Here is a 25,672-nt window from a genome sequence, read left to right as displayed (position 1 = left end):
CGGCGTGACCAACGGCTTATCTGGATACATCAATTGCGGCGCAATTTGAAGAAAACAAGGCTGGTGCTGGTCGGGCCGAGCCCCCGTCACAGGCTTCTCTTCATCCCGGACAAGCGCCGCGACGCGGACCGCTGACCCGGGATCCATACCCACAGAATTGAGTTTGGCGAAGACTTGGAGTTACCAGCTCGCGCCAGACCGCTCCCTGTGGTGATGGGTCCCGGATCTACGCGCGCTTTGAGCGCGCTTGTCCGGGACGACAGTTGAGTATGGAGCAACAAAAAAGCCCCGGCTCGCGCCGGGGCTTTGATGTCAGCGAAACGAACGTTTCGCTTACTTGCTGTCGCGGTTCTTGAGCGCGGTGCCGAGGATGTCGCCGAGCGTCGCACCCGAATCGGAGGAGCCGTACTGCGCGATGGCTTCCTTCTCTTCGGCGACTTCGAGCGCCTTGATCGACACCTGGACCTTGCGGGCCTTCTTGTCGAACTGGATCACGCGGGCATCGACCTTCTCGCCGACGGCAAAGCGTTCGGCGCGCTGGTCGTTGCGGTCACGCGCGAGCTCCGAGCGCTTGATGAAGGTGGTGAAGTCGGTACCGGCGATCTTCACCTCGATACCGCTCTCCTTCACTTCGAGCACTTCGCAGGTCACGACCGCGCCCTTCTTGACATCGCCCGGCTCGGCGAAGGGGTCGCCTTCGAGCTGCTTGATGCCGAGCGAGATACGCTCCTTCTCGACGTCCACATCGAGCACCACGGCCTTCACCATGTCGCCCTTCTTGTAGTTGTCGATCACCTGCTCGCCCGGAAGCTTCCAGTCGAGGTCGGAGAGGTGGACCATGCCGTCGACGTCGCCCTCGAGACCCAGGAACAGACCGAACTCGGTCTTGTTCTTGACCTCGCCCTCGACCACCGAACCGGTCGGGTGACCTTCGACGAAGACCTCCCAGGGGTTGCGCATGGTCTGCTTGAGGCCGAGCGAGATGCGGCGCTTGACGGAATCGACTTCGAGCACCTGCACTTCGACTTCCTGCGAGGTCGAGACGATCTTGCCGGGGTGCATATTCTTCTTGGTCCACGACATCTCGGAGACGTGGATCAGGCCTTCGATGCCCGGCTCGAGCTCGACGAACGCACCGTAGTCGGTGATGTTGGTGACGCGGCCGGTGAAGCGGGCACCCAGCGGGTACTTGGCTTCGATGCCCTGCCACGGATCGTCCAGCAGCTGCTTCATGCCCAGCGAGATGCGGTGCGTCTCGTGGTTGATCTTGATGATCTTGACCTTCACGGTCTGGCCGATCGAGAGCACCTCGGTCGGGTGGTTGACGCGGCGCCACGCGATGTCGGTGACGTGCAGCAGGCCGTCGATGCCGCCGAGATCAACGAACGCACCGTAGTCGGTGATGTTCTTGACCACGCCGTCGATGACCTGACCCTCTTCGAGGTTCTGCACCAGCTCCTGGCGCTGCTCGGCGCGGGTCTCTTCCAGCACCGTGCGGCGGGAGACGACGATGTTGCCGCGGCGGCGGTCCATCTTGAGGATCTGGAACGGCTGCGAGTTGTTCATCAGCGGCGCAACGTCGCGGATCGGACGGATGTCGACCTGCGAGCGCGGCAGGAAGGCCACGGCACCGTCGAGGTCGACGGTAAAGCCGCCCTTGACCTGGTTGAAGATGACGCCGTTGACCTTCTCGTTGTTCTGGAACGCCTTCTCGAGCTTGCCCCAGCTCTCTTCGCGGCGCGCCTTGTCGCGCGACAGCACGGCTTCGCCGAGGGCGTTCTCGATGCGATCGAGGAACACTTCCACCTCGTCGCCGACCTTGATCTCGCTGTCACGGCCGGGGCCGGAAAATTCGCGCAGGGCGACGCGGCCCTCGGTCTTCAGGCCGACGTCGATGACGGCCATGTCCTTTTCAATTGCAACCACCTTGCCCTTGACGACGGAGCTTTCCTGCAGGTTGCCACCTGCGAAGGACTCGTCGAGCATCGCGGCGAAATCGTCACGCGAGGGGCTATAGGTATCAGCAGAAGTCGAAGCCATTTGTTCTCCAGTTGCGGATGTCTTGCCGGCCGTTGGGTTCATGGGCGCATCGCACGCGCAGTGTCGGAAGGTCCGCAAGACCTTCGAGCGACCGCTTGCTGCCCCGGCTGGCACCGGAACGGCGGAAGCGGGCCGGCTGAGGCCCGCGCGTTCGATACGTGGAAATCTTTGTCCGGAGCCTCGATCGCACCGGTCCCGAAACAGGCGGACCGGGGTATCGACCTCAAAGAGCGGGAGCGGGCGCTTCCTCCAATGACGGCTGCGGCTTAACCCCGCGACCGGCCCGCTCGGACGGCCTCGATAATGTCGATGGCGGCCCGGACGCCGCCTTCTATATCCAGTTGGGAGTTATCTAGCAAGTAAGCATCGGGTGCGGGTTTCAGCGGCGCAATCGGCCGGTTCTTGTCGCGTTCGTCGCGCTGGATGATGTCGGCGAGCACGGCCGCCTCGTCCGCCGCCTCGCCCCGCGCCTTGGCCTCCATGGTGCGGCGGCGGGCGCGGACCTTGGGGTCCGCCACGACAAAGATCTTCACGTCGGCATGGGGGCAGATCACGGTTCCAATGTCCCGGCCGTCCAGCACCGCTCCCGGCGGATCGGCGGCGAATTGCCGCTGGAAATTGACCAGGACCTCGCGAACCCTTGGGATCGCCGAGACGATCGAGGCGCCCTCTCCGACCTTCTGGGTCTTCAGGGCGGGATCGCCGAACTTTTCCGGATCCAATTCCAGCGCCGCCGCAACCGCGGCCGCCTCGTCGCGGAGATCATGGCCCGATTGCATCAGGGCATAGGCGACCGCGCGATAGATCACGCCGGTATCAAGATGACGATAACCGTAATGATGAGCGAGACGCTTGCCGAGCGTCCCCTTGCCCGAGGCCGCGGGCCCGTCGATGGCGATAATCATGAAAACTCGGCCCCAAGCGAACGCATCATCGGAATGAAATCCGGGAAACTGGTGGCGATGAAGGCGGTGTCGTCGACGGTCACGGGCTGGTCGGAGGCGCAGCCCATCACCAGCGCGGACATCGCGATGCGATGGTCCATGTGGGTGGCGACGGTGCCACCACCGGGAACGTGACCGCGGCCCTGGACGACCAGATCGTCGCCGGAGACCTCGACCTTGACGCCGTTGACGCGCAGCATCTCGGCGGTGGCCTCCAGGCGATCGGATTCCTTGACGCGCAGCTCCTGCAGGCCGCGCATGATGGTCGTGCCTAAGGCGAAGGAGGCCGCCACCGCCAGCACGAGATATTCGTCGATCATCGACGGCGCGCGCTCCGGCGGCACCTCGACGCCGCGCAGCTTCGACGCGCGCACGCGCAGCTGCGCCATCGGCTCACCGGCATCGCCGCGCACTTCGCTCTCCTCGATCGAAGCGCCCATTTCGCGCAGCGTGGTGAACAGGCCGGTGCGCAGCGGATTGGTCATGACATCCGACAGCACGACATCGGAGCCCTCGGCGATCAGCGCCGCAACGACCGGGAAGGCCGCCGAGGAGGGATCGGCGGGCACCACGACGTTGGCGCCATGCAGCTCGGGCTGGCCTTTGAGCGTGATGCGGCGGCCGTGCTGGCCCTCCTTGGTGGAGGTGATGTCGGCGCCGAAGTGCTTCAGCATCAGCTCGGTGTGGTCGCGACTGGCCTCGCTCTCGATGACCGTGGTGGTGCCCGGGGCGGCGAGGCCCGCGAGCAGCACGGCGGATTTGATCTGAGCCGAGGCGACCGGAGTCTTGTAGGTGATCGGCAGCGGATCGCGCGCGCCCTGGAGGGTCAGCGGCAGGCGGCCGCCCTCGCCGCCGGAGACGACCCTGGCGCCCATCTTCTCGAGCGGGTCCAGGATTCGGCGCATGGGACGGCTGCGCAGCGAGGCGTCGCCGTCGAAGACCGCCGAGATCGGGCAGCCGGCGACGGCGCCCATGACCAGCCGGCAGCCGGTGCCGGAATTGCCGAAATCCAGCGCCGCCTTGGGCTGGGCGAAGCCTGCGACGCCTACGCCCTGTACCTTCCAGGCGAAATCGCCGGTGCGCTCGACGCTGGCACCCAGTGCCTGCATGGATTTGGCGGTGTTGAGGACGTCCTCGCCCTCCAGCAGGCCCGAAATCCGGGTCTCGCCGACCGCGAGCGCGCCCAGGATGAGGGCGCGGTGGGAGATCGACTTGTCCCCGGGCACCCGTACTTTCCCGGTCAGGGGACCGTTTGCGCGCGACTGAAGCGGCCTCGGTTGGTCGGAATGGGTCAAGATTGTGTCCTTGGATGTGCTCCGGAGAGCTGGGGCGCAGGTACCACATGGTCCGCGCCCCGTCACCGGCATGTCTTTCTCCCGTAATGCGCTATTGACAGCGGGCTGCCAACTAGCCAAGTGAAACACCGCTTTTCAGACATTCCCAGGATTCCTCTGCCGTGGCCAAGTCCGAACTCGGAACCAAACGTATTTGCCCGACCACGGGCAAGAAGTTCTATGACCTCAACAAGAATCCGGTGATCTCGCCCTATACCGGCGAAGTGGTCCCGATCGCGCCCGTGGCGCCTGCGCGCACGACTCGCGGCGCCGAAGCTCGCCACGCAGCGGCCGCGGACACCACGCCGGAGCCGGCGGAGGCCGAGGAATTGGTCTCCCTCGAGGAGGCCGATGCCGAGGAGAACACCGGCAAGGTCAAGGCCGTCGTGCCCGAATCGGAGGACGATATCGAGGTCGACGAGACCCTCGACGACGACGATGACGATGATTCGACCTTCATCGCCGACGAAGAAGAGGGCGATGAGGACGTTACCGACATCATTGGTGATGTCGGGGGCGATGAAGAGACTTGAGATCAGCCCTGATCTGTGAAAAAGGGTGCACCGCGCGAGTCGCCTAGGGCTCGCCGGCCGGGACGGATCCCCCAGGATCCTCCCCACTGGAAGACTTAAGGGGCCATAGCTCAGCTGGGAGAGCGCTTGCATGGCATGCAAGAGGTCGGCGGTTCGATCCCGCCTGGCTCCACCAGCCTTCGCGAAGCGAAGGCTGCCGCGCCGAAGCCCGCAGGGCGAAGGCGGGCTTTGAATTAAATCTCAACTACTCCCCGATCACCGCATTGAGCCGGTCGCGCAGCGCGACGATCTCGTCTTTCATCGCCACCAGCTCCGACACCGAGCAGTCCGACGCCGCCAGGATCGACTGCGGCACGGCGCGCGCCTTGTCTTTCAGCGCGTGGCCCTGCGGCGTCAGCGCGATCAGCACCTGGCGCTCGTCCTCGCTCGAGCGGGTGCGCTTGACGAGGTGGGCGGCCTCGAGGCGCTTCAGCAGCGGCGTCAGCGTGCCCGAATCCAGAAACAGCCTCTCCCCGATGTCCTTGACCGGCACGTCGTCGCGCTCCCACAGCACCAGCATCACCAGATATTGCGGATAGGTCAGGCCGAGGCGGTCGAGCAGCGGCTTGTAGACGCGGTTGAAGGCGTGCGCGGCCGAATAGACCGCGAAGCAGATCTGGTTGTCGAGCCGCAGCGGCGCGTCCGCTGCCGATAGTTTCCGAGCCATGGAGAATCTCACGAGGTTTGTCCGCATTGTGGGGCCGCGCCGCCGTACATTCAATTGCGAACAATTAAATGTGAGACGTCGCAATTTCAATTGCGCACAATCTAATTGTCTGCGATAGACATCGCACCCCACCGAAACCCAGGGAGACGAAAATGTCCGTGAACGTCCTTTACAAGACCAGTGCAAAAGCCACCGGCGGCCGCGACGGCCATGCTGCGACCCTCGACGGCGCGCTCGACGTCAAGCTCACCACGCCGAAGGAGCTCGGCGGCGGCGGCGGCGCCGGCAACAATCCCGAGCAGCTGTTTGCGGCCGGCTACGCCGCCTGCTTCATCGGCGCGATGAAGTTCGTGGCCTCGCAGGGCGGCCCCAAGGTTCCCGCCGACGCCGCCGTCACCTCGACCGTCGGGATCGGCCCGCGCTCCGAAGGCGGCTTCGGCCTCGACATCGACCTCGCCGTCTCGCTGCCGGGCCTCGCCCGTGCCGAAGCCGAGGCGCTGGTCGCGAAGGCGCACCAGGTGTGCCCCTATTCCAATGCCACGCGCGGCAATGTCGACGTTCGCCTGACGGTCGTCTGATCAAACGGCGGATTGGCTGGCCCGGGATCCCCCTCGGGCCGGCCGCTTCCGTTTGAATTTGCCACCTCGCGGGATGGCCGCGCCGCGGCGCATACGGCTCCACGCCCGGCGCCATTGCTGGCGCAAAAAAACCTCGCTAGGCCTGTGATCCAACGATCGACACAGGGGAAGCGAAGGCATGACTGAAGCCGTTATGGGTGCAATGAGCGGACTGCGCGTCATCGATCTCACGCGCGTGCTCGGCGGCCCCTACTGCACCCAGATCCTCGCCGACCATGGCGCCGACGTGATCAAGGTCGAGCCGCCCGCCGGCGACGAGGTGCGCGACTGGGGCCCTCCCTTCCACGACGAGGACGCGGCCTATTTCATCGGCATCAACCGCAACAAGCGCTCGATCGGCCTCGACCTCGCCTCCGAGGGCGGCCGCGTCGTGCTGCTCAAGATGCTGGAGACGGCCGACGTCCTGATCGAGAATTTCAAGCCGGGCACGCTGGAGAAATGGGGCATCGGCAACGAGGTGCTGCGCGAGAAATTCCCGCGCCTCGTGCATTGCCGGATCTGCGGCTTCGGCGCCGACGGCCCGCGCGGCGGCAATCCCGGCTATGACGCCATCATCCAGGCCATGACCGGCATGATCGCGGCGACCGGCTCGCCCGAGAGCGGGCCGATGCGGATCGGCGTGCCGCTGGTCGACATCACGACCGGCCTCTATGCGGCGATCGGCATCCTGATGGCGCTGTCGGAGCGGCAGCGCTCGGGCAAGGGCCAGTTCCTGGAGACCACGCTGTACGAGACCGGCCTTGCCATCATGCATCCGCACACCGCGAACTATTTCATGCATGGCAAGCCGCCGGGCCTCACCGGCAACGAGCATCCCAACCTCGTGCCTTACGCGATCTTCCCGACGAAAACCGACAACATCTTCATCGGCGTCGGCAATGACGGCACCTTCCGCAAGCTCGCCAAGGAGATCGGCAAGCCCGAGCTCGGCACCGATCCGCGCTTTGCCCGCAACAAGGACCGCATCGCCAATCGCGAGGCGCTGCGCGCCGAGCTTGCCGCGGTGTTCAGCCAGCACGAGGCCGAGCCGCTCTGCAATCGCCTGCTCGCGGCGGGCCTGCCCGCAGGCCCGGTGCAGAAGATCGACCAGGCGTTGACGAACCCGCACACGATCTACCGCGGCGATATTATCGAGAAGGACTGGTACAAGGGCGTCGCCTCGCCGATCCGGCTCGATCGCAGCAAGCCGAGCCTGCGCCGGCTGCCGCCGAAATTCAGCCAGCACTCGGCGGAGGTGCTGGGCGAGTTCGGATATTCCAAGGCCGAGATCGACGCGATGGTCGAGAAGGGCACGGTCTGCGGCCTCGAGCGCAAGCGCTAGGGCAACGATGCTGCGCTCCCTCTCCCCCCTGCGGGAGAGGGTTGGGGAGAGGGTGTCTCCGCAATGGGACAATCCCCCAGAGGAGAGAGCCCTCACCCCCGCGCCTTCGGCGCGACCTCTCCCGCAAGCGGGAGAGGTTTTGGAGCCCGCGGCCTGATCGTCGACCTCACACGAGCAATGCCGCACTGCGGCGCGACCCACGCGTGTGCAGCGCGAACGGACGAGGCTGTCCGCGTCGCATTCGCCTATTTGACGGCTTCCCTTTTCCAGCGCTTGCCGCTTTCGTTTCGGCCGCTTACACAGTCATGTGAACGTCATATGGCGCTGCTAGCGCAAGCGCTTCTTTATTGACGGCCAAGGGAGGTTTTCTTGATGGCACTTCGACACTTTGGGGCGGCTGCCGCATTTGCAATCACGGTCGGCATGTCGGCCTCGCCGGCCCTGGCCGTGACCGAAATCCAGTGGTGGCACGCGATGACCGGCGCCAACAACGACGTCATCGTCAAGCTTGCCACCGACTTCAACGCGTCGCAGAGCGACTACAAGGTCATCCCGACCTACAAGGGCAACTATCCCGACACGATGAACGCGGGCATCGCCGCGTTCCGTGCCGGCAACGCGCCTCACATCATGCAGGTGTTCGAAGTCGGCACCGCGACCATGATGGCCGCGACCGGCGCCGTGAAGCCCGTCTACAAGCTGATGGCCGACGCCGGCGAGAAGTTCGATCCCAAGATCTATCTGCCCGCCATCACCGGCTACTACTCCACGTCGAAGGGCGAGATGCTGTCGTTCCCCTTCAACTCGTCCTCGACCGTGATGTGGGTCAACCTCGACGAGTTCAAGAAGGTCAACGCCGAGATCCCGAAGACCTGGCCCGAAGTGTTCGAGGTCGCCAAGAAGCTGCACGACAACGGTCATCCGACCTGCGGCTTCTCCGGCTCATGGATCACCTGGGTCAACCTCGAGCAGCTCTCCGCCTGGCACAACGTGCCGCTCTCGACCAAGGCGAACGGCCTCGACGGCTTCGACACCAAGCTCGAGTTCAACGGCCCGCTCCAGGTCAAGCATCTCGAGAAGCTGGTCGAACTTCAGAAGGACAAGACCTACGACTACGCCGGCCGCACCAACACCGGCGAAGGCCGCTTCACCTCGGGTGAGTGCGCGATCTACCTGACGTCGTCGGCCTTCTTCGGCAACGTCAAGGCACAGGCCAAGTTCAACTTCAACGCCGTGCCGATGCCCTATTATCCCGACGTCAAGGGCGCGCCGCAGAACTCGATCATCGGCGGCGCCTCGCTCTGGGTCATGGGCGGCAAGTCGGCCGAGGAATACAAGGGCGTCGCAAAATTCCTGACGTTCCTCTCCGACACCGATCGCCAGGTCTACATCCACAAGGCCTCCGGCTATCTGCCGATCACCAAGGCGGCCTATGAGAAGGCCAAGGCCGAGGGCTTCTACAAGGACCAGCCCTATCTCGAGACCCCGCTGCTCGAGCTGATCAACAAGGAGCCGACCGAGAACTCGCGCGGTCTGCGCCTCGGCAACATGGTGCAGCTGCGTGACGTCTGGTCGGAAGAGATCGAGCAGGCGCTGGCCGGCAAGAAGACCGCCAAGCAGGCGCTCGACGCCGCTGTCGAACGCGGCAACACGATGCTGCGGCAGTTCGAAAAGACCGCTGTGAAGTGAGGCATTGAAGCGGCAGGCCGCGACCCGGCCTGCCGCTTCTGCTGACATCATGCAAAAGCAAGCCATTTTCCAATCAAAGCTATTGCCTTACGCGCTGGTTGCGCCGCAGCTCGCGATCGTCCTGATTTTCTTCTACTGGCCGGCCCTGCAGGCGGTGATCCAGTCCTTCCTGCTCCAGGATGCCTTTGGCCTGTCGAGCACCTTTGTCTGGTTCGACAATTACATCGAGCTGTTCAGGGATCCCGCCTATTTCGAGGCGATCGTCCGGACGTTCTTCTTCTCGTTCGCGATCGCCGTCTCGTCGCTGTCCTTTGCGCTGCTGCTCGCCGTCATGGCCGACAAGCCGCTGCGCGGCTCGATGCTCTACCGCACGCTCCTGATCTGGCCCTATGCGGTCGCGCCGCCCGTGGTCGGCGTGCTCTGGATCTTCATGCTGCATCCCTCGCTCGGCGTGCTGTCGCGCTATCTGCGCGGCCTGGGCGTCGACTGGAATCCGCTGCTCGACGGCAACCAGGCCGCAGCGCTGATCATCCTCGCCGCCGCGTGGAAGCAGATCTCCTATAATTTCCTGTTCTTCCTCGCCGGCCTGCAAGCCATCCCGAAAAGCGTGTTCGAGGCCGCCGCGATCGACGGCGCGCGGCCGATGCGGCGGTTCTGGACCGTGACCTTCCCGCTGCTGTCGCCCACGATCTTCTTCCTGCTGGTCGTCAACATCGTCTACGCCTTCTTCGACACCTTCGGCATCATCGACACCATGACCCGCGGCGGGCCCGGAACATCGACGGTCACGCTGGTCTACAAGGTCTATTCCGACGGCCTGCTCGGCGGCAATCTCGGCAGCTCGGCGGCGCAATCGGTGATCCTGATGGTCATGGTCATCGTGCTGACGGGAATCCAGTTCCGCTTCGTCGAACGCAAGGTGACCTACTGATGGTCGAGGACGAGGGCATCAGGCGCTACGTCGCCCATTTCATTCTCTGGATCGGGATCGCGATCGTCGCATTCCCGGTCTACATCGCGATCGTCGCCTCGACCCAGGACAACGCACTGATCGCGAACGGGCAGATGTCGCTGCTGCCGGGCGGGCACTTCTTCGAGGTCTACTACCAGACCATCTTCGTCGGCACGAGCGGCTCGACCCGCGAGCCCGTCGGCAACATGATGCTGAACTCGCTGGTGATGGCGCTGGCGATCGCGATCGGCAAGATCGCGATCTCGATCATCTCGGCCTATGCGATCGTGTATTTCCGCTTTCCGTTCCGGATGCCGATCTTCTGGATCATCTTCATCACCTTGATGCTGCCGGTCGAGGTCCGCATCTATCCGACCTACAAGATCGTCGCCGACCTGCACATGCTCGACAGCTATGCGGGCCTGTCGCTGCCGCTGATCGCGTCGGCCACCGCGACGCTGCTGTTCCGGCAGTTCTTCATGACCGTGCCGGACGAATTGCTGGAGGCCTCGCGCATCGACGGCGCCGGTCCCTTGCGCTTCTTCTGGGACACGCTGTTGCCGCTGTCGCGCACCAACATGGCGGCGCTGTTCGTGATCCTGTTCATCCTCGGCTGGAATCAATATCTCTGGCCGCTGCTCATCACCACCCGCGACGACATGCAGACCATCCAGGTCGGCATCCGCAAGATGATCACCACCACCGACGCGCTGACCGAATGGCCGATCGTGATGGCGACCGCCGTGCTGGCCATGCTGCCGCCGGTGTTCGTCGTCGTCGCCATGCAGAGACTGTTCGTGCGCGGCCTGGTCGAGACGGAAAAGTAGGTTCTTGGAAGTGAGTTTTCATGGCTAACGTCACCCTGCGCAATGTCCGCAAGACCTACACCGGCGGCTTCGAGGCCATCAAAGGCGTCAACGTCGATGTCGCCGACGGGCAGTTCTGCGTGCTGGTCGGCCCCTCCGGCTGCGGCAAGTCCACGCTGCTGCGCATGGTTGCGGGGCTCGAGACCGTCACCGGCGGCGAGATCGACATCGGCGGCCGCGTCGTCAACCAGATCGAGCCCGCCGATCGCGACATCGCGATGGTGTTCCAGAACTACGCGCTCTATCCGCATATGAGCGTCTACAACAACATGGCTTACGGCCTGCGCAACCGCGGCATGGCGGAAGCCGAGATCAAGACCCGCGTCGGGGAAGCCGCGCGCGTGCTCGAGCTCACCTCGATGCTGGAGCGCAAGCCGCGCCAGCTCTCCGGCGGCCAGCGCCAGCGCGTCGCGATGGGTCGCGCCATCGTGCGCCAGCCAAAAGTGTTCCTGTTCGACGAGCCGCTCTCGAACCTCGATGCAAAGCTGCGCATCGCGATGCGCGTCGAGATCCGCAAATTGCAGCGCCGGCTCAACACGACCTCGATCTACGTCACCCACGACCAGCTCGAGGCGATGACGCTCGCCGACGTTCTCGTCGTGATGAACGGCGGACAGGTCGAGCAGGTCGGCAATCCCTTGGCGATCTACGAGAAGCCGGCCACGACCTTCGTCGCCTCGTTCATCGGGGCACCGCCGATGAATCTGATGTCGACGCGCTCCGACGAGATCAAATCGCAGCTCGGTGGCAGTGCGGCTGAGGCCGGCGTTCTCGGCATCCGCCCGGAAGATTTCGTCATCACCGACCAGACCCCGGCCGGCGGCGTCGCCCTGCCGCTCACCGTGGAAGCGATCGAGCGCGTCGGCGCCGAAACCTTCGTCTACGGTTCCCGCGAGCAGGAAGACCAGCGGGTCGCCGCCACGCCCGGCGAGCTGCCGCCCGGCGAGGTCATCGTCCGCATCCCCGGCACCGAGGCACCAGCGATCGGGGCAAGAATCCGGGTCGCCGCGATACGGCCGAAGCTGCACCTTTTCAGCGACGACGGGCGGACGCGGCTGGAGGCCTGAGCGGTTCCGCGGGGCCGCTCGATCAAAAACCGCGAAAACAACCCCATGCACAGTAGAAGGGGCCTGTTTTCATTGGGATAAATCGTCGGTCAGATTCGTCATGACCCGGGGCTGCTCCCGGCTACGATGATCCTGGAGCATCTATGCGATGTTGGGCCAGGCGCCGCTGGAAGCAATGAATCCACAGCCCAGCGCTACGTCCTTGAACCACCACGGGGATATGCCCATATTGCTGACCAAGGGGCGCCGCTTCCGGGCCCTGAAATGCCAAAGTCGCTTCGAGAGGACTTTGTAAACTATGTCTCGTGTTCCCACGTTATCCAGTCCGTTCCTTCTGGGCTTCGACGAGATCGAGCGCGTGCTCGATCGGGTCGTCAAAGGCGCCGACGGTTACCCTCCCTACAATATCGAGAGGTGCGACCGGTCGGACGGCCAGCCCGAGCGTTTGCGCATCACGCTGGCGGTCGCCGGATTCACGCGCGACCAACTCGATGTAACCATTGAGGAAAACCAGCTCGTGATCCGCGGGCGGCAGCAGGACGACAAGACCCGGCAATACATCCATCGCGGCATCGCCGCGCGCCACTTCCAGCGCACCTTCGTGCTGGCGGAGGGGATGCTGGTGCTGGGTGCGGATCTGAAGAACGGGTTGTTGTCGATCGACCTTGCCCGGCCTGAACCGGAGAGGATCGTTAAGACAATCGCTATCAATGAGCACGAATAATGGAACGAGTAGCGGACTCGACCGCTTAGTTTCTGTGAAGGAGTCGAGACCATGAGTGAAGGTCACGTTGCGTTCGAATACGAAGCCAAGAACGTCTCTCCGGAGACGCTGGCAACCCTCGGCGAAGGCCATATCGCCTATGTGAAGCAGATCCGCTCCGAGGACGTGCCTGGGCTGTTCCCCGAGGCTCCGAAGATTGCGCCCGGCCTGAAGCTCTTCGCGCTCCACGCCGCCGATGGCACGCCGATCATGCTGACCGACAGCCGCGAAGCCGCGGTCGCCAACGCCTGGAGCAACGAGCTGCAAGCCGTCAGCGTGCACTGAGCGCACGCGCGTCGCACGAATAGGATTTCAGCGGGCATGCCTTCGCACGAAGGCGTGCCCGTTTCTATTTGGGCGACAGATCGCCTGCACTCTCGCAATGACGGAGTGTGAGGCTACTGCCCTACCCACGCGTCATTTCAGAAAGCCAAGCCCTTCGCGCGCGGTGTCGGTGGCCCATTTGTCGGTCGGCGGCAGCGCGAGCACGCTGTTGAAATCCGCGCGCGCATGTTTGGCGTCGGACATCATCATGTAGAGCAGGCCGCGATTAGCCAGCACATCCTGGTTTTTGGGATCGAGTCGAAGCGCCTCGTTGTAGTCGGCGAGCGCGCGATCGTGCTGTCCCATGTCTCGAAACACACCAGCGCGATCTTTGTAGGCGACCGAATTCCCCGGCTGTAACCGAATCGCTTCGTCGAAATCGGCAAGGGCACGTTTATCGTCGCCCTTCCTGTGCAGGACGACGGCGCGAACCAGATGGGCTCTCTCGAAAGACGGCATGATCCTGATGACGTCATCCAGCTCCCGGATGGTGCTGTCGGCATCGTCCTTTTTCAGGAACACCATGGCCCGGCAATAGTGGCCACCGGCACTTCCGGGCTCCAGACGGACGGCGCTGTCGCAGTCAGCGAGAGCTGCATCGATCTCGTCCTTGTTGAGATGGATGGTGCTGCGCAGCTCGTAGGGCCACGCGGCCGCCGGATTCCGCTGCATGGCCTCGGTGTAATCGGCGACGGCGTGATCGGTGTCGCCCTTCGCCGCATACGCCTCCCCTCTCATGACAGTCGCAAAATAGGCTTGTTTGGGATTGCGTTCGATCGCCTCGGTGAACCCGGCGATCGCGAGATCGAAGTCGCGCCTGTTGAAATATTCCTGCGCCCGCGATGTGTAAGACGGTCCGTAGCCGGGATCGAGGCGAATGGCCTCGTTGTAATCGGCCATGGCGTGATCGCGATCGCCTTTGGCAGAATAGGCGCGACCGCGGCAGTTATAGGCCCGCCCGAAATTCGGATCGATCCGTATCGCAGCACTGCAATCCTCGAAGGCGCGGTCCTTGTCCCGCTTCATGTACCAGGCTTCGCCACGCAGCTCGTAAGCGACCGCATTGGTCGGGTCGGCTACAATGATCTCGGTCTTTTCCGCGATGACGCGGTCGTTGGATGCCTCGTCGGCATGGGCCACGGCCGTGGCGGCGATGGTGACCGAGCAAAGCAGACCGAAGACCCGGCCGATCGAACCGCAAACCATATCTCAAAACTCCTGCGCCGAAGCCGTGCCGGTCGCCGGTGGATATGGTGACGAGATATCACAGCGCCCGGCTGCGAAATAAGTCGCAGACGGCGCGGCTTCGGTTCGAACGGGTGAGGGTTACGCCGCAGGCGCCGCCACAAGTTCGGGCAAGCAAACCTGTGCCGGTTTTGCTTTGCATCTCGCGGCTGGTAGATCGTCGCCATGAACATGATCGCACCCGTCCCAGTCACCAAATTCGAGATTTCGTCCGGCACACCGCTTTGTGACGCCCTGCTTGCGCTCAACAACAGCCACGCAGAGGAGTTGTCATGGCTTGAGCGCGAGCGGCTGCAAGACCTCGTCGCGCAAGCCTTCTACGCCCGCAGGATCGGCAATCTCGATGCTTTCATGATCGCATTGGATCAGGACGGACAATACGACAGCCCGAACTTCCTGTGGTTTCGATCCCGCTACGCGCGCTTTGTCTATGTCGACCGGATCGTGGTCGCAGCTTCCGCTCGAGGCATGGGATGCGCGCGCCGGCTTTATGCCGACCTGTTCGATCGCGCGGCCGAGGCCGGGTACGATCGCATTGTCTGCGAAGTTAACCAGCAGCCTCCGAATCCGGCGTCGGATGCCTTTCACGCTGCATTGGGATTTGCCGAGGTCGGCCGCGCAAGCATCCACAAGGGCAGCAAAACGGTACGCTATCTGTCGCGCACCCTCTAAACGCACTCAAGAAAGCAGATCGGGCGGCCTTAGGCCGCCGTCGCCGGCGGCAGCGCGAGCACGGAGTAGATCGCCTGGGCATCGCGCGAGGCGCGCAGCTTCTTGGCGATGTCCTGGTCGCGCAACAGGCGGGCGATACGCGCAAGCGCCTTGAGATGATCGGCGCCGGCGCCTTCGGGGGCGAGCAGCAGGAAGACGAGATCGACCGGCTGGCCGTCCATCGACTCGAAATCGATCGGGCGATCGAGGCGCGCGAACAGGCCGAAGATCTTTTCCAGCTTGGGCAGCTTGCCGTGGGGAATCGCGACGCCATAGCCGACCGCGGTGGTGCCGAGCTTTTCCCGCTGCAGCAGCACCTCGAACACGGCGCGCTCGTTCTGTCCGGTCAGCTCGGCAGCCTTGGCAGCGAGCTCCTGCAAGGCCTGCTTCTTGCTGTTGACCTTCAATGCCGGGAGAATCGCCTCGGGTGCGACCAGATCGGTAATCGGCATGGAGGGTTTCCGAGGTGAATTAAACCGTCAGGTTCCGAATTGGCCAGCTTGGAGAGAAACCACGCCGGGCCGGCGTCAAGAAGGTGAAGCAGGAGGGGGACTTAGCCCCGGTCCTGATGTGGGGCGCTTCTACTCCAACGCAATCCCGGTGCCAACTCCTGCGTGCGGCTTTGCCCCGGTCATTGTTAAGGCCTGCGGATCGTACGGGGCCCGAATCCGGCCCTAACCGCCCGCTTTGCCATCTGCCTTGCCTCCGGGCGGGTCGACCCAGCCCACATTGCCGTCGGCCCGGCGGTAAATGATGTTCACCCGGCCGCTGGAGCCATGCTGGAACACCAGGCAGGGTGCCCCGCTGAGGTCGAGTTCCATGACGGCTTCGCTGACCGACAGCTGCTTCAGCGAGGTGGTTGCCTCGGCGATGATCACCGGGCTGTAGCCGGTGACCTCGTCCTCGTCCTCACCCTCGCCCGGCGCCTCCAGCACGTAGCTGGTGGCGTCCATGGCCGCGAGAGCGGCGGAGGCGACATGGGCCTTGCGGGCCGAGCGGTCCTTGAGCCGGCTCTTGTAGCGCTTGAGCCGCTTCTCGATCATCACGAGCGCCTGGTCGGCGCTGGCATAGGCGTCCGGCGCGTTCGAATCGGCCTCCAGCGTAATTCCCGAATCGAGATGCAGCGCGCAATCGGTCCGGAAGCCGAAGCCATCCTTGCTCAGCGTGATGTGGCCGGAATAATTGCCGTCGAAATATTTGCGCAGGACCTCTTCGGTCCGGTCGGAAACGCGGCCGCGCAGGGCCTCGCCGACACTGACGCTCTTTCCCGAAATGCGGAGAGTCATGTGAACCTCACCTGGTTAGGTTCTTGTCTGCGCGTGATCCATGCGGACAACCGCTGCACACCTGGCGCTGGCGCGGCCCTCCGGGTCCGGATCATGCGCGCGCATGGATCGGTCTCGATGGGAGATTGAGAGTAGCGCGATTTGGCGCCAGCGCAATCAGGCCGGCTCGGGGTTGCGGGAGCGATCGGACATTGCGGTAGAGAGGACGTTACCAAGAGCGCTCTGCTTGTCGCGGCGACGTTGCACCGAGGAAGGAATGCGCATGGCTTCGCGGTACTTCGCGACCGTGCGGCGGGCAATATCAATGCCCGAAGCGCGTAACCGTTCCACGATGGTATCATCCGACAGGATCGCGGCCGGCGCTTCCGAATCGATCAGCTGCTTGATGTGGTGGCGCACGGCTTCGGCCGAATGCGCCTCGCCGCCGTCGGCCGAGGCGATCGAGGCGGTGAAGAAATATTTCAGCTCGAACGTGCCGCGATTGGTCGCCATGTATTTGTTGGCGGTGACGCGCGACACCGTGGATTCATGCATCTGGATGGCGTCGGCGACGGCCTTCAGGTTCAGCGGCCGCAAATGCGCGACGCCATGGGTGAAGAAGCCGTCCTGCTGGCGCACGATCTCGGTTGCAACTTTCAGGATGGTGCGGGCGCGCTGGTCGAGCGCACGCACGAGCCAGGTCGCGTTCTGGAGCGCGTCGGTGAAATAGGACTTGTCGCCGTCCTTGCCGATCTTCTTCGAAAGCTCGGAATAGTAGGTCTGGTTGACCAGCACGCGCGGCAAGGTGTCGCTGTTGAGCTCGACATGCCAGCCGCCGTCCGGACCCGGACGGACATAGACATCGGGCACCATGGTCTGGAGCCGCGCCGCGCCGAATTTCATGCCGGGCTTGGGGTTGAGACGGCGGATCTCGCCGATCATGTCGGCGATGTCCTCGTCGTCGACGCCGCAAACCTTGCGCAAGCCCGCGATGTCGCGCTTGGCGAGGAGATCGAGATGCTCGACCAGCGCCTGCATCGCCGGGTCGTAGCGGTCGAGCTCGCGGAGCTGGATCGCCAGGCATTCGCTCAAATTGCGCGCGCAGACGCCGGGCGGATCGAATTTTTGCAGCACGGCCAGGACATCCTCGACCTCCTGCTGCGAGGCGCCAAGTCGCTCGGCGGCCTGGCCGAGATCCGGCGGCAGATAGCCGGCCTCGTCGACGAGATCGATCAGGTACTGACCGATCATGCGCTGTGCGGGTGCGGTGAATGCGACCGAGAGCTGCTCGGCGAGATGATCGCCGAGCGTGACCTCGGCGGCGACGAACGCCTCGAGATTGTAGTCCTCGTCGCCGGAGGCGCCGCCGCCCCATTCCGTGTAGGTGGTCGGCGCGGCGTCCTGGGCGTTGCGCGCCGCGGCCTCGGCCGGCTCCTCGGAGAAGACGTTGTCCAGGCCCGTGTCCAGGGTCTGCTCGATCTCGGCGCGGGTGCCGAGATCCTTGCTCATCCATTCTTCCTGGCCCGGCTCGAACGCCTCGCCCGGACCGCCGCCCGGCTCGTCGTTGTGGCCGCCGTCGGAATCGCTGAACTGGCCGGCCTCGGCCGGGGCTTCGCCGCCGGAGGCCTCGTCATTGGCCCGCTCCAGCAGCGGATTACGCTCGAGTTCCTCTTCCACGAAGGTCGTGAGATCGAGATTGGACAATTGCAGCAGCTTGATCGCCTGCATCAGCTGCGGCGTCATGACCAGCGACTGCGATTGCCGGAACTCTAATCTCTGCGTGAGCGCCATGAAGCAAGAACCGATCCCAAAAAGTTGGTCCGATTTTTGCTTATCCTAGTCTGAGCCTGATGTACACGTCTTGACGTAGCGCAAAAACAGGCTAGAGGCGGAATTCCTCGCCAAGGTAAAGGCGGCGAACATCCGGATCGGCGACGATCTCATCCGGGCTGCCCTCGGTCAAGATTTCCCCGGCATAGACGATATAGGCACGGTCGGTGAGGCCGAGCGTCTCGCGCACATTGTGGTCGGTGATGAGCACGCCGATGCCGCGATTGGTGAGATGGCGGACGAGATCCTGAATGTCGCCGACCGCGATCGGATCGATGCCGGCGAAGGGCTCGTCGAGCAGCATGTAGTTCGGACGCGTCGCCAGCGCGCGCGCGATCTCGACGCGGCGCCGCTCGCCGCCGGACAACGCGATCGACGGTGATTTGCGCAGGCGCGTGATGTTGAATTCGTCGAGCAGCGAGTCGAGCTGCTGCTCGCGCTTCTTGCGCGAAGGCTCGACCACTTCGAGCACGGCGCGGATATTCTGCTCGACGGTGAGGCCGCGGAAGATCGAGGCTTCCTGCGGCAGATAGCCGATGCCGAGCCGCGCGCGCTGATACATCGGCAGCTTGGTGACGTCGTGGCCGTCGAGCTCGATCGCGCCGCGATCGGCCTTGATCAGGCCGGTGATCATGTAGAACACGGTGGTCTTGCCGGCGCCGTTCGGACCGAGCAGGCCGACCGCCTCGCCGCGGCGCACATAGATGCTGACGCCGCGCACCACCTGGCGGCTGCCGAAGGCCTTTTCCACGCTATGCACAGCCAGGAAGCCCGGCCGCTTCAGAAGCTGCGGCCCGCCGGCGCCGTTCGGCCTGGCGGCGGCCCTGACCGGGTGGACCGCCTGCGCCCGCGGCGGCTCGGTTTGATAATCGGCCTGAAAGTGGTCGGGCGCGTGCATCGGCTGGTCCCGGGCGATCGGCGGCGCGTCGCGCACGGGGCTCGCCACCAGCCCGCCGACGCTGTCACCGAGCGCGGTGATGTCCTGACGCGCAAATCCTGGCCGGCCGCGCTTGGCGGGGCGCCGACGGAACATGCTGAAAAGATCGACCATCCCCGCCTTCTAGCCTCGCGCAGTTTTTGCGCGGTCTTCGCGCGATCTGCCGCGGCGGCGTTACGATTCGCCGACGCAGCATGGGTGAAGGGATGTCTCATGCCCAGTGAAACACGCCCGATAAGCGGAGGACCCCGCTTCGAAAGCCCTGCGCGCTAGATACAGTCTCGCCGGGCAAGCTTCAACCTCGGATCGGGAGCGCCCGACACAAGCTGTTGAATTTACTTCGGTTTAGTTGCGCCGGGCAATTGCAGGGGCGACGCCGCGCCGGGCTTGGCGCCCTGCCCCCCCTGGCCACAATCACTACCGCCGCCCTGCGGCAGCAGGGCTTGCACCCTGCCATTGTCAGATTCCACACGCGACACGCCGGTCGTCATGTCGACCATCAGACGGTCGCCGCGCAGCACGTTCTTGCACTGCGTCAGGACCACCTGGCCGCCCGTGCCGCCGAGCATGGTGATGAGGTTGGTCTTGGTGTCGAACACGGCGGTGTCGCCTGTGACCACCTGGTCCTTCTGGGTGACCACGACATTGCCGCGCGCCTCCAGCCGCTTGATCGAGGAACTGCCGCCCGGACCCGGCGTCGCCGACTGCATCGGGGCCGCCTTGGCCCCCTTCGCCGCGGGCTGCGGCGTCGCCGGCTTGTCGCCGCCGGATTCGTAGAACACCACCAGCGTCTTCGAGGTCATGGTGGTGTCGCCCTGGATGACCTTCACGTTGCCGGCGAAGGTCGCCTCCTTCTTCTTGTCGCGCATCTCGAGCGAAGCGGCCTCGATCTGGATCGGCTGATCGCGGTTCTGCGAGAAGCCCTGCATCGCATTCGGCACGCCTTGCATCGTGCTCTGTGCGATCGCCGCGCCCGTTGCCATCAGCGCGACAGTGGCGGCAAGCGCGGCCGCACCGATGGCGGCGCACCGTTTGCTGTCGTTGCGCGGGAAAAACCTGATCATGAAAATCACTTTGAATTGGCGGACTTGTTCTGCGGCGTACGTGTCTTCACCGGCGGCGTCGGCTCGGCCGGCGCGGGCTGAGCAGCGGCGGGGTCATCCAGCTTGTCCAGATGCATCACCACATTGCCCTCGAAGCGGATGAGATCGCCGCCTTCCGTGATGCGCAGCCGATCCGCGGTCAGCGTGCCGTTGGTCAGCTTGACGTCGACTCGTTCGTCCGACGAGACCGTGCCCTTGCCCATGTCGACGAAGGCCGACTTCAGCCGCGCCTCATAGCCGGTCGAGGTGCGCAGGAAGATGTCCTTGTGCAGGTCGAGCTGCTGCTGCTTGTTGTCGAAGCGGCCGGTGCGGGCATCGAGGAACAGGGTCGATTGATCTTCCATCAGGACCTTTGCGCGAAGGTCCGAGAGATCGACATGGTCGGGGTCGGTGATGTCCTGCGTCGCGGTCTTGGCCCAGAGCTCGTACGGCCGCCGGTCCGGCGTGTAGCCGGCGAGGTGCGGCGATTCCATCGTGATCTTGGTGCCCGATACCACCAGGTTTCCGGAATCGAGCGGCAGCTTCGGCAACAGCATGCGAAATGGATTGAAGATCGAGACGCCGACGATGGCGGCCAGGGACAACAGCACCGCGCCCGGGACCGCGACGCGCAGAATCCGCACCAGGCGGCTGTGGCGCGCCGCGCTGGCAAACTTCGCCGCAAGCGCGGCGTCGTAGGTGGGATTCTGGGCCGAATTCACCTGGGCTCCTGAGGTGTCGCTCGCCTGGTCCGGTCAAGTGCGCGCCATTGTACCCGGCGCCGCCTGAATATGCAGCCTCGGACAGGCCGATACGAAAGTGTCCGAAACGGGGCGATTGGCCCAACCTAGCCGCCCGTCGAGGTGTCAGGAATGCGCGAAAATGTCCTCTTCCGCCCAGCCCTGGAGGTCGAGCAAGGCGCGGGTCGGCAGGAAGTCGAAGCAGGCCTTGGCCAGCCCCGTACGGCCTTCCCGCACCAGCATGGCGTCGAGCCGCTCGCGCAGGGCGTGCAGGTGCAGCACGTCGGAGGCGGCATAGGCGAGCTGCGGCTCGGTCAGGCTGTCGGAGCCCCAGTCGCTGGATTGCTGCTGCTTGGAAAGGTCGACATTGAGGACCTCGCGCACGAGGTCCTTGAGGCCGTGGCGGTCGGTATAGGTGCGGGTCAGGCGGGAGGCGATCTTGGTGCAATAGATCGGCCCGGTCATGACGCCGAAGCTCTGGTACAGCACCGCGACGTCGAACCGCGCGAAGTGGAAGATCTTGGTGATGGCGGGATTGGCCAAGAGCGCCTTCAGGTTCGGCGCGTCGGTGTGGCCCTTGGGGATCTGCACGACGTCGGCACTGCCGTCGCCGGGCGAGAGCTGCACCACGCAGAGCCGGTCGCGGTGCGGGTTCAGCCCCATGGTCTCGGTGTCGATCGCCACCGCTCCGGTGTAGCGGGACAGGTCGGGCAGGTCGCCGCGGTGCAGGCGTACGGTCATGGCGTTTCAAAACCTCGGGTCGAATCGGTCTGTCGGCACAATAGGCTAATTCGGATTGCCCGCGATGTAGCCATTGCGGGCCGTCCGCGCAACCGCGGTCATGCCCTCACGGGGCCGGGCAGATCACCGCCGTGCAGCTGGCGGCAGGTGCGTGGCACGCGATCAAGGTTGCGAGCGGAGATGGAGGGCTTCCGGCCCCCGGGCTGTTGCATGGATCCCACAACCCGGCGCGAGCTTCATGGTCCGGCACAACTTGCGTCATGCGCCCCGTGAAAATCGTCCCCACCCACCCCATCTGTTGCCGACCCCCCGCGCCCTTGCTCCGCTCACCACGAATGAGATGTCATGACCGAACAGACGCTCGCAGCGCCTATCGACGATCAACAGGACCGCCAGCGCGGCTTTTCGCGCTACCAGGCGCTCCTCATCGCGCTGCTCGCGTTCACGCAGTTCACGATCATCCTCGATTTCATCATCATGTCGCCGCTCGGCGCCATCCTGATGCCCGCGCTCGACATCACGGCCACCCAATTCGGCGTCGCGGTGTCGGCCTACGCATTCAGCGCGGGACTGTCGGGTATCTTGGCCGCCGGCTTTGCCGACCGCTTTGATCGCAAGCGCCTGCTGCTGTTCTTCTATGTCGGCTTCACGCTCGGCACCCTGCTCTGCGCAATGGCGCAGACCTACCATGTGCTGCTGCTCGGCAGGATCGTGACCGGATTGTTCGGCGGCGTGATCGGCTCGGTCGTGCTGGCCATCATCACCGACCTGTTCCCGCTGCATTTGCGCGGCCGCGTGATGGGCTTCGTTCAGACCGCGTTCGCCGCGAGCCAGGTGCTCGGCATTCCGGCCGGGCTGTTTCTCGCCAATCACTGGAGCTGGCATGTCTGCTTCGCCGCGATCGTCGGCCTGTCGATCGCGGCGATCGCCATCATCGCCTTCGCCATGGAGCCGGTCGACGCGCATCTGCGGCTGAAGCAGGACAGGAACCCATTCCACCATCTGATCGCGACCGTCGCACAGAAGCGCTACACGCTGGCCTTCGCGGTCACGACATTGCTGGCGACGGGCGGGTACATGCTGATGCCGTTCTCCAGCGCCTACACCGTGAACAATCTCGGCATCGACATGCTGCATTTGCCGACGATCTATCTGGTCTCCGGCCTGTTCAGCATCGTCACGGGCCCGCTGGTCGGCAGGGCGAGCGACGCGTTCGGCAAATATCCCACATTTGTCTTCGGCAGCGTGGTGTCTGTCATCATGGTGCTGATCTACACCCATCTCGGCCACGTCTCGCTCGCGACCGCGATCCTCGTCAACGTCCTGATGTTCGTCGGCATCTTCTCGCGCATGATCCCGTCGCAGGCGCTGATGTCGGCGATCCCCGACCCCAGCCAGCGCGGCTCGTTCAGCGCGATCAGCGCCTCACTCCAGCAGCTCTCCGGCGGGCTCGGTTCGATGCTCGCCGGCGCGATCATCGCGCAAGCGCCGGACGGCTCGCTGATCCATTTCGACCGGATCGGCTACGTCGTCGTCGCATCGGCGATGGTGTCGCTGGTCGCGATGTATTTTGTGCAGAAGGCGGTGGCGGAGCGGGCGGGGAAAAGGGTGGTCTGAGGGCGGGCGGATTTGTCCCGCTAGGGATCTTCGCGACGGCGACGCAGACCGGGAGCGGCCCCATTTTGGGTCCAGATCCCGCAAAATGGTGCCCAGGAAAGGACTCGAACCTTCACGGCCGTTAAGCCACTGGCACCTGAAGCCAGCGCGTCTACCAATTCCACCACCTGGGCATGCCGTTTGGGGCACGGAGGCGGTTACTACGGTTCGGTGACGCCGTTGTCAATTCATGCTTGAGCCATGTTTCGGCTTGCGGATTGCGCATCGCAAACCGGCTCGATACAAGCCTCGTCAGGCGCACTCTCCCTCAGGAAAAGATCCCCATGGCATCGAATCTGGAAACTCTCGTCACGGTTTTCGGCGGATCGGGGTTTTTGGGCCGAAATGTCGTCCGGGCGCTGTGCAAGCGGGATTACCGGGTCCGGGTCGCGGTGCGGCGGCCGGAACTGGCTGGATACCTCCAACCCTCCGGCAAGGTCGGCCAGGTCCATGTGGTGCAGGCCAACCTGCGCTACCCCGCCTCGGTCGAGGCGGCGCTGCGTGATTCGGATGTCGTGATCAACCTGGTCGGCATCCTCACCGAGAGTGGCAAACAGAGCTTCGACGCGGTCCAGGCCAAGGGCGCCGAGACCGTCGCCAAGGCGGCGGCCGCAGCCGGGGCCCGCCTGGTGCATGTCTCGGCGATCGGCGCCGACGCGGAATCGCCCTCGCGCTACGCCAAGGCCAAGGCGGCCGGCGAGGCGGCGGTCCTGGCCGCGGTGCCGTCGGCCACGATCTTCCGTCCCTCCGTGATGTTCGGCCCCGAGGACCAGTTCACCAACCGCTTTGCGGCGCTGGCCCGGATGTCGCCGGTGCTGCCGCTGATCGGCGGCGAGACGAAGATGCAGCCGGTCTATGTCGGCGATGTCGCCACCGCGATCGCCGATGCGGTCGACGGCAAGGCCAAGGCGGGCGCGACCTACGAGCTCGGCGGGCCGGAGGTGCTCACCATGCGCGAGATCATCGAGGCCATCCTCGAGATCACCGCTCGCAAGCCGACGCTGGTGCCGCTGCCGTTTGGGCTTGCCCGCTTCCAGGCCAACTTCCTGCAATTCGCGCCGGGCGCGTTCAAGCTGACGCCCGACCAGGTCACGCTGCTCCAGCGCGACAATGTCGTGTCGGATGCGGCGAAGGCGGCTGGGCTGACGCTGGAAGGCCTCGGCATCGCCGCGGATTCGCTGGAAGCGATCGCTCCGCAATATCTCTGGCGCTTCCGCGCCGCCGGGCAGTTCCAGCGCATGAGCATTTGAGCCCCGCTTAGGCCGCGGGCTCGGTTAACCTCTCCCGCTTGCGGGAGAGGTCGGCGCGTTCCGGGCGATGCGAAGCATCGTCCCGCGCGCCGGTGAGGGCTTTCTCGTCATCGGGAGTCTCTCTGCGGAGAGACCCTCTCCCCAGCCCTCTCCCGCAAGCGGGAGAGGGAGCGCACCGTCCTTGCGGCGAGGACCGGCGCGTCAGCAAGCTTTCGAGAGTTATCGCCCCAACGCCAGCGCGATCAGGCCGAGTGTGCCGACGATGACGCGCCACCAGGCGAACACCACGAAGCCGTGGCGGGTGACGTATGTCAAAAACGTCTTCACCACGATGACCGCGGTGATGAACGACACCACGAAGCCGATCGCGACGATGCCCATGTGGTCCATCGTCATCTCGGAGCGGTTCTTGTAGAAGTCGTAGGCGAAAGCGCCGATCATGGTGGGGATCGCGAGGAAGAACGAGAACTCCGCCGCCGCGCGCTTGTCCGCGCCCAGCAGCATGGCGGCGACGATGCTGGCGCCGGAGCGCGATACGCCCGGGATCATCGCCACGCACTGCGCGATGCCGATATAGAGATACATCAGCAGCGGAAACCGGGTGGCGTCATGCTCGCGCGGCTTGAGGTCGAGCTTGTCGACCCAGAGCAGGATGGCGCCGCCGACGATCAGCGTGAAGCACACGACCCACGGGTTGAACAGCACACTCTTGATGTACTTGCCGGCGACGAGGCCGACCACGACAGCCGGCAGGAACGCCACCAGCACGCCGATCACGAAACGGCGCGAATAGGTGTCGCCCGTGAAGAAGCCGATCACGACATCCCACAGCTTCTTGAAGTACAGCCCGACGATCGCGAGGATCGCACCGAGCTGGATCAGAACCGTAAACGAATCCCAGAAGGCGCCTTCGCCGAGATGGAAGAAGCGCTCCGCAAGCAGGAGGTGGCCGGTCGAGGAAACGGGAAGGAACTCGGTCACACCCTCGATAATGCCGAGGATCACTGCCCGTATTGCATCTGACATATTTACGGTCCA

25 protein-coding genes and 2 tRNA genes are annotated in these 25,672 nt (G+C 64.4%); 13 read left to right on the top strand and 14 right to left on the bottom strand.

Features of this window, described 5'->3' with window-relative positions; translation table 11 throughout:
• Nucleotides 1-333 precede the first annotated feature (333 nt).
• The 3 genes from rpsA to aroA form a co-directional block, all read right to left on the bottom strand.
• Entirely contained in the window at nucleotides 334-2,040 is a 1,707-nt protein-coding gene (gene rpsA / locus EI171_RS06220) for a 30S ribosomal protein S1 (protein ID WP_027546860.1), read from the bottom strand.
• A 266-nt stretch (nucleotides 2,041-2,306) separates the two neighbouring features.
• Complete coding sequence (cmk, locus tag EI171_RS06215; protein WP_011083564.1) at nucleotides 2,307-2,945, bottom strand: (d)CMP kinase; 639 nt, start codon at nucleotides 2,943-2,945, stop codon at nucleotides 2,307-2,309.
• On the bottom strand, nucleotides 2,942-4,279 hold the full coding sequence (gene aroA, locus EI171_RS06210; RefSeq protein WP_161532846.1) for a 3-phosphoshikimate 1-carboxyvinyltransferase: 1,338 nt from the start codon (nucleotides 4,277-4,279) through the stop codon (nucleotides 2,942-2,944). Before aroA ends, cmk begins: the two co-directional genes overlap by 4 nt.
• 161 nt (nucleotides 4,280-4,440) lie before the next feature.
• Between aroA and EI171_RS06205 the strand changes: the two genes are divergently transcribed.
• Together EI171_RS06205 and EI171_RS06200 are read left to right on the top strand one after the other, a co-directional pair.
• Complete coding sequence (locus EI171_RS06205; protein WP_011083562.1) at nucleotides 4,441-4,851, top strand: TIGR02300 family protein; 411 nt, start codon at nucleotides 4,441-4,443, stop codon at nucleotides 4,849-4,851.
• Between the two features lie 99 nt (nucleotides 4,852-4,950).
• Nucleotides 4,951-5,026: transfer RNA gene (locus EI171_RS06200), tRNA-Ala, on the top strand.
• Between the two features lie 69 nt (nucleotides 5,027-5,095).
• Here the strand turns inward: EI171_RS06200 and EI171_RS06195 are convergent.
• Nucleotides 5,096-5,557, bottom strand: coding sequence for a MarR family winged helix-turn-helix transcriptional regulator (locus EI171_RS06195; RefSeq protein ID WP_028172490.1), 462 nt, complete (start codon nucleotides 5,555-5,557; stop codon nucleotides 5,096-5,098).
• 152 nt (nucleotides 5,558-5,709) lie between these two features.
• On the opposite strand from EI171_RS06195, the gene EI171_RS06190 reads away from it, so the two are divergent.
• The 8 genes from EI171_RS06190 (at nucleotide 5,710) to EI171_RS06155 (ending at nucleotide 13,138) form a co-directional block, all read left to right on the top strand.
• Complete coding sequence (locus tag EI171_RS06190) at nucleotides 5,710-6,135, top strand: organic hydroperoxide resistance protein (protein ID WP_011083560.1); 426 nt, start codon at nucleotides 5,710-5,712, stop codon at nucleotides 6,133-6,135.
• Between the two features lie 178 nt (nucleotides 6,136-6,313).
• Nucleotides 6,314-7,516, top strand: coding sequence for a CaiB/BaiF CoA-transferase family protein (locus tag EI171_RS06185; RefSeq protein ID WP_161532845.1), 1,203 nt, complete (start codon nucleotides 6,314-6,316; stop codon nucleotides 7,514-7,516).
• Nucleotides 7,517-7,888: 372 nt separating this feature from the next.
• On the top strand, nucleotides 7,889-9,205 hold the full coding sequence (ugpB, locus tag EI171_RS06180; protein ID WP_161532844.1) for a sn-glycerol-3-phosphate ABC transporter substrate-binding protein UgpB: 1,317 nt from the start codon (nucleotides 7,889-7,891) through the stop codon (nucleotides 9,203-9,205).
• 49 nt (nucleotides 9,206-9,254) lie between these two features.
• Nucleotides 9,255-10,136 (top strand): sn-glycerol-3-phosphate ABC transporter permease UgpA, encoded by an 882-nt coding sequence (gene ugpA, locus EI171_RS06175; protein ID WP_028172488.1) that lies wholly within the window; start codon nucleotides 9,255-9,257, stop codon nucleotides 10,134-10,136.
• Entirely contained in the window at nucleotides 10,136-10,984 is an 849-nt protein-coding gene (gene ugpE, locus EI171_RS06170; protein WP_011083556.1) for a sn-glycerol-3-phosphate ABC transporter permease UgpE, read from the top strand. Before ugpA ends, ugpE begins: the two co-directional genes overlap by 1 nt.
• 20 nt (nucleotides 10,985-11,004) lie before the next feature.
• Nucleotides 11,005-12,090, top strand: coding sequence for a sn-glycerol-3-phosphate import ATP-binding protein UgpC (locus EI171_RS06165; protein WP_161532843.1), 1,086 nt, complete (start codon nucleotides 11,005-11,007; stop codon nucleotides 12,088-12,090).
• Between the two features lie 298 nt (nucleotides 12,091-12,388).
• A complete protein-coding gene (locus EI171_RS06160; RefSeq protein ID WP_011083554.1) occupies nucleotides 12,389-12,814 on the top strand; it encodes an Hsp20 family protein in 426 nt (141 codons plus the stop codon).
• Nucleotides 12,815-12,865: 51 nt separating this feature from the next.
• On the top strand, nucleotides 12,866-13,138 hold the full coding sequence (locus tag EI171_RS06155; protein WP_011083553.1) for a DUF1150 domain-containing protein: 273 nt from the start codon (nucleotides 12,866-12,868) through the stop codon (nucleotides 13,136-13,138).
• Nucleotides 13,139-13,270: 132 nt separating this feature from the next.
• On the opposite strand, the gene EI171_RS06150 is transcribed toward EI171_RS06155, so the two are convergent.
• Complete coding sequence (locus tag EI171_RS06150; protein WP_246740455.1) at nucleotides 13,271-14,203, bottom strand: lipopolysaccharide assembly protein LapB; 933 nt, start codon at nucleotides 14,201-14,203, stop codon at nucleotides 13,271-13,273.
• A gap of 390 nt (nucleotides 14,204-14,593) precedes the next feature.
• On the opposite strand from EI171_RS06150, the gene EI171_RS06145 reads away from it, so the two are divergent.
• The gene (locus tag EI171_RS06145; protein ID WP_231166755.1) at nucleotides 14,594-15,094 is read left to right on the top strand and encodes a GNAT family N-acetyltransferase; all 501 of its coding nucleotides are present in this window, start codon (nucleotides 14,594-14,596) and stop codon (nucleotides 15,092-15,094) included.
• Nucleotides 15,095-15,123: 29 nt separating this feature from the next.
• Here the strand turns inward: EI171_RS06145 and ptsN are convergent, their stop codons facing one another.
• The 7 genes from ptsN to EI171_RS06110 form a co-directional block, all read right to left on the bottom strand.
• On the bottom strand, nucleotides 15,124-15,585 hold the full coding sequence (ptsN, locus tag EI171_RS06140) for a PTS IIA-like nitrogen regulatory protein PtsN (RefSeq protein ID WP_011083550.1): 462 nt from the start codon (nucleotides 15,583-15,585) through the stop codon (nucleotides 15,124-15,126).
• A gap of 222 nt (nucleotides 15,586-15,807) precedes the next feature.
• The gene (gene hpf, locus EI171_RS06135; protein ID WP_011083549.1) at nucleotides 15,808-16,419 is read right to left on the bottom strand and encodes a ribosome hibernation-promoting factor, HPF/YfiA family; all 612 of its coding nucleotides are present in this window, start codon (nucleotides 16,417-16,419) and stop codon (nucleotides 15,808-15,810) included.
• Between the two features lie 156 nt (nucleotides 16,420-16,575).
• On the bottom strand, nucleotides 16,576-18,189 hold the full coding sequence (gene rpoN, locus EI171_RS06130) for an RNA polymerase factor sigma-54 (RefSeq protein ID WP_011083548.1): 1,614 nt from the start codon (nucleotides 18,187-18,189) through the stop codon (nucleotides 16,576-16,578).
• A gap of 91 nt (nucleotides 18,190-18,280) precedes the next feature.
• Nucleotides 18,281-19,279 (bottom strand): LPS export ABC transporter ATP-binding protein, encoded by a 999-nt coding sequence (gene lptB, locus EI171_RS06125; RefSeq protein WP_011083547.1) that lies wholly within the window; start codon nucleotides 19,277-19,279, stop codon nucleotides 18,281-18,283.
• Between the two features lie 221 nt (nucleotides 19,280-19,500).
• On the bottom strand, nucleotides 19,501-20,229 hold the full coding sequence (locus tag EI171_RS06120) for an LptA/OstA family protein (protein WP_161532841.1): 729 nt from the start codon (nucleotides 20,227-20,229) through the stop codon (nucleotides 19,501-19,503).
• A gap of 5 nt (nucleotides 20,230-20,234) precedes the next feature.
• Nucleotides 20,235-20,969, bottom strand: coding sequence for an LPS export ABC transporter periplasmic protein LptC (lptC, locus tag EI171_RS06115; RefSeq protein ID WP_161532840.1), 735 nt, complete (start codon nucleotides 20,967-20,969; stop codon nucleotides 20,235-20,237).
• Nucleotides 20,970-21,113: 144 nt separating this feature from the next.
• Complete coding sequence (locus EI171_RS06110; RefSeq protein ID WP_011083544.1) at nucleotides 21,114-21,728, bottom strand: ribonuclease D; 615 nt, start codon at nucleotides 21,726-21,728, stop codon at nucleotides 21,114-21,116.
• A 345-nt stretch (nucleotides 21,729-22,073) separates the two neighbouring features.
• Between EI171_RS06110 and EI171_RS06105 the strand changes: the two genes are divergently transcribed.
• Nucleotides 22,074-23,345 (top strand): MFS transporter, encoded by a 1,272-nt coding sequence (locus EI171_RS06105; protein WP_161532839.1) that lies wholly within the window; start codon nucleotides 22,074-22,076, stop codon nucleotides 23,343-23,345.
• 86 nt (nucleotides 23,346-23,431) lie between these two features.
• Here the strand turns inward: EI171_RS06105 and EI171_RS06100 are convergent.
• Nucleotides 23,432-23,518: transfer RNA gene (locus EI171_RS06100), tRNA-Leu, on the bottom strand.
• A gap of 150 nt (nucleotides 23,519-23,668) precedes the next feature.
• On the opposite strand from EI171_RS06100, the gene EI171_RS06095 reads away from it, so the two are divergent.
• On the top strand, nucleotides 23,669-24,634 hold the full coding sequence (locus EI171_RS06095) for a complex I NDUFA9 subunit family protein (protein ID WP_161532838.1): 966 nt from the start codon (nucleotides 23,669-23,671) through the stop codon (nucleotides 24,632-24,634).
• A 219-nt stretch (nucleotides 24,635-24,853) separates the two neighbouring features.
• On the opposite strand, the gene EI171_RS06090 is transcribed toward EI171_RS06095, so the two are convergent.
• Entirely contained in the window at nucleotides 24,854-25,660 is an 807-nt protein-coding gene (locus EI171_RS06090) for an undecaprenyl-diphosphate phosphatase (protein WP_011083541.1), read from the bottom strand.
• Nucleotides 25,661-25,672: the final 12 nt, after the last annotated feature.

Origin of the sequence: Bradyrhizobium sp. LCT2 (assembly GCF_009931255.1) — a bacterium.
GTDB lineage: Bacteria > Pseudomonadota > Alphaproteobacteria > Rhizobiales > Xanthobacteraceae > Bradyrhizobium > Bradyrhizobium diazoefficiens.
This window is presented reverse-complemented; position numbering and strand designations above follow the sequence as displayed.

What these genes read in the sequence shown, in the direction of transcription:
- EI171_RS06195 (WP_028172490.1), bottom strand. Translation starts at nt 5,557, where the DNA reads ATGGCTCGGAAACTATCGGCAGCGGACGCGCCGCTGCGGCTCGACAAC.
- ugpA (WP_028172488.1), top strand. Translation starts at nt 9,255, where the DNA reads ATGCAAAAGCAAGCCATTTTCCAATCAAAGCTATTGCCTTACGCGCTG.
- EI171_RS06105 (WP_161532839.1), top strand. Translation starts at nt 22,074, where the DNA reads ATGACCGAACAGACGCTCGCAGCGCCTATCGACGATCAACAGGACCGC.
- rpsA (WP_027546860.1), bottom strand. Translation starts at nt 2,040, where the DNA reads ATGGCTTCGACTTCTGCTGATACCTATAGCCCCTCGCGTGACGATTTC.
- EI171_RS06095 (WP_161532838.1), top strand. Translation starts at nt 23,669, where the DNA reads ATGGCATCGAATCTGGAAACTCTCGTCACGGTTTTCGGCGGATCGGGG.
- EI171_RS06090 (WP_011083541.1), bottom strand. Translation starts at nt 25,660, where the DNA reads ATGTCAGATGCAATACGGGCAGTGATCCTCGGCATTATCGAGGGTGTG.
- EI171_RS06190 (WP_011083560.1), top strand. Translation starts at nt 5,710, where the DNA reads ATGTCCGTGAACGTCCTTTACAAGACCAGTGCAAAAGCCACCGGCGGC.
- rpoN (WP_011083548.1), bottom strand. Translation starts at nt 18,189, where the DNA reads ATGGCGCTCACGCAGAGATTAGAGTTCCGGCAATCGCAGTCGCTGGTC.
- EI171_RS06145 (WP_231166755.1), top strand. Translation starts at nt 14,594, where the DNA reads ATGATCGCACCCGTCCCAGTCACCAAATTCGAGATTTCGTCCGGCACA.
- EI171_RS06165 (WP_161532843.1), top strand. Translation starts at nt 11,005, where the DNA reads ATGGCTAACGTCACCCTGCGCAATGTCCGCAAGACCTACACCGGCGGC.
- ugpE (WP_011083556.1), top strand. Translation starts at nt 10,136, where the DNA reads ATGGTCGAGGACGAGGGCATCAGGCGCTACGTCGCCCATTTCATTCTC.
- EI171_RS06160 (WP_011083554.1), top strand. Translation starts at nt 12,389, where the DNA reads ATGTCTCGTGTTCCCACGTTATCCAGTCCGTTCCTTCTGGGCTTCGAC.
- EI171_RS06120 (WP_161532841.1), bottom strand. Translation starts at nt 20,229, where the DNA reads ATGATCAGGTTTTTCCCGCGCAACGACAGCAAACGGTGCGCCGCCATC.
- hpf (WP_011083549.1), bottom strand. Translation starts at nt 16,419, where the DNA reads ATGACTCTCCGCATTTCGGGAAAGAGCGTCAGTGTCGGCGAGGCCCTG.
- EI171_RS06150 (WP_246740455.1), bottom strand. Translation starts at nt 14,203, where the DNA reads ATGAAGCGGGACAAGGACCGCGCCTTCGAGGATTGCAGTGCTGCGATA.
- EI171_RS06155 (WP_011083553.1), top strand. Translation starts at nt 12,866, where the DNA reads ATGAGTGAAGGTCACGTTGCGTTCGAATACGAAGCCAAGAACGTCTCT.
- cmk (WP_011083564.1), bottom strand. Translation starts at nt 2,945, where the DNA reads ATGATTATCGCCATCGACGGGCCCGCGGCCTCGGGCAAGGGGACGCTC.
- ptsN (WP_011083550.1), bottom strand. Translation starts at nt 15,585, where the DNA reads ATGCCGATTACCGATCTGGTCGCACCCGAGGCGATTCTCCCGGCATTG.
- EI171_RS06110 (WP_011083544.1), bottom strand. Translation starts at nt 21,728, where the DNA reads ATGACCGTACGCCTGCACCGCGGCGACCTGCCCGACCTGTCCCGCTAC.
- EI171_RS06185 (WP_161532845.1), top strand. Translation starts at nt 6,314, where the DNA reads ATGACTGAAGCCGTTATGGGTGCAATGAGCGGACTGCGCGTCATCGAT.
- lptB (WP_011083547.1), bottom strand. Translation starts at nt 19,279, where the DNA reads ATGGTCGATCTTTTCAGCATGTTCCGTCGGCGCCCCGCCAAGCGCGGC.
- ugpB (WP_161532844.1), top strand. Translation starts at nt 7,889, where the DNA reads ATGGCACTTCGACACTTTGGGGCGGCTGCCGCATTTGCAATCACGGTC.